Consider the following 2,312-nt stretch of genomic DNA (forward strand, 5'->3'; position numbering starts at 1 on the left):
GAGTTGGCGCGGGCGCACAACGCGTCGCCGTTCATGGTGGCGCATGCGGCCTCGGCCGCGTTGCTGAATGTGCTGGGCGCGGGCACGGACGTGCCGCTCGGCACGGTCGTCTCCGGCCGCCCCGACCAGGCGCTGACCGATGTGGTCGGCTTCTTCGTGAACTCCGTTGTGCTGCGTACGGATACGAGTGGGAACCCGGCGTTCGGCGAACTGCTGGAGCGGGTGCGGTCCGCGGACCTGGCGGCCTTCGATCACCAGGACGTGCCGTTCGACCTGTTGGTGGAGGAGCTCCAGCCCGCCCGCTCGCTGTCCCGGCACCCGCTCTTCCAAGTGGCCCTGACCTGGGAGGAGGACGCCCCGGCTCTTCGCCTCGCCGACCTGGAGACGGAGGCCGTACTGCCCGAGGACAGCGCCAAGTTCGACCTCTCCCTCGCCTTCCGGGACGACGAACTGCTGCTGACCTATGCGCACGACCTCTTCGAGAGGGTGTCGGCGGAGGAACTGGGCGACCGCCTGCTGCGGCTGCTCGACCAGGTCGTCGCAGATCCCGAGTCACGGCTGAGCGGGCTGGCGGTGCTGTCGGCGGCGGAGACCGCGGAGGCGCTGGACAGGGGACGCGGACCGGTGACGGTTTCGCCCGCGTCGAGTGTGGTGGGGGTGTTGCGGGAGCGGGTCGCCGGGTGTCCGGAGGCGGTGGCGTTGGAGTGGGACGGGGGTGAGTTGTCCTACGGCGAGTTGCTGGCGCGTGCGGAGTCGGTCGCGTCCGGTCTGTTGGCGGGCGGGGTCGGGCGGGAGCAGGTCGTTCCGGTCCTGATGGAGCGGTCGGTGGATGCGGTGGTGGCGCTGCTGGGTGTGTTGCTGGCGGGTGGTGCGTATCTGCCGGTGCATACGGCGTATCCGAAGGCCCGGGTCGAGGCGTTGCTGGAGCGGATCGACGCCCCCGTCGTACTCGTGGATGACCGGTGGGCCGACTACGGCCGACGCGTCGACGACGTCGCCGGTGCCGGCTCTCAGGCTCCGCACGAGTGGCCGGTGGTGCTGCCCGATCAGCTGGCGTACGTGATGTTCACGTCGGGTTCGACCGGTGAGCCGAAGGGCATCGGGGTCAGTCACCAGAACGTGCTGGATCTGGTGCGTGAGCCGTCGTGGGGTGTGGACGCGGACGCGCGGGTGCTGTTCCAGGCGCCGCACGCCTTCGACGGGTCGGTGTACGAGCTGTGGCTGCCGCTGTTGGTGGGCGCGCGGATCGTCGTGGCGCCGCCCGGTGACTGGGCCCCGGCTGTGCTGCATCAGCACAAGGTCACGCATCTGAGTGTGACGGCGGGTCTGTTCCGGGTGCTGGCGGAGGAGGCTCCGCAGGCGTTGTCGGGGTTGGTGGAGGTGACCACCGGCGGTGACGTGGTGCCTGCGGCCGCGGTGCGTCGGGTCCTGGAGACCTGCCCCGAGCTCGTCGTCCGTACGACCTACGGTCCGACGGAGGCGACCCTTTGCGTGACCGGGCAGCCGTGGACGACCGACGACGAGCCGGCCGGACAGGTCCCGCTGGGTCGTCCCTTCGACAACACCACACTCCTGGCCCTCGACGAGGCTCTGCGCCCGGTCCCGCCCGGTGTGGTGGGAGAGCTGTATCTCGCCGGCGCCGGCCTCGCCCGGGGCTACCTGGGCCGAAGCGATCTGACGGCCTCCCGTTTCGTGGCCAACCCCTGCTCCAGCGGCGAACGCATGTATCGCACGGGGGACTTGGTCCGCTGGACTCGTACCGGTGATCTGCTCTTCGTGGGGCGTGCCGACGCGCAGGTCAAGATCCGTGGCTTCCGGGTCGAGTTGGGTGAGATCGAGGCCGTACTGGCTGCGGTGGACGGCATCGCGCAGGCGGCGGTGTTCCTGCGCGAGGACCAGCCGGGCGAGAAGCGGATCGTCGGTTACCTGATCCCCGAGGACGGTGCGCTGCTGGACGCGGACGAGATCCGCGCCGAACTCGCCGCCCGTCTGCCCGACTACATGGTCCCGGCCGCGCTGCTCGCCCTCGAAGCCTTCCCCCTCACCCCGAACGGCAAGGTCGACCAGAAGGCCCTCCCGGCGCCCGACTACACGGCCACCAGCACCCACCGCGCCCCGCGCAACGCCCAGGAGGAGATCCTGTGCGCGCTGTTCGCGGAGATCCTCGACGTGCCGTCGGTCGGCATCGACGACAGCTTCTTCGACCTCGGCGGACACTCCCTCCTCGCCACTCGTCTGACCAACCGCATCCGCGCCGCACTCGACGTGCAACTGCCCGTCCGGAAGGTCTTCACCAGCCCCACCGTCGCCGA

1 protein-coding gene is annotated in these 2,312 nt (G+C 70.3%); it reads left to right on the top strand.

Annotated elements, in window-relative coordinates; genetic code table 11:
• On the top strand, window positions 1-2,312 hold a 2,312-nt coding region (locus tag IPZ69_RS46660), incomplete at both ends, for a non-ribosomal peptide synthetase (protein WP_235461005.1).

This window comes from Streptomyces olivochromogenes (assembly GCF_021538895.1).
Lineage (GTDB): Bacteria > Actinomycetota > Actinomycetes > Streptomycetales > Streptomycetaceae > Streptomyces > Streptomyces olivochromogenes_A.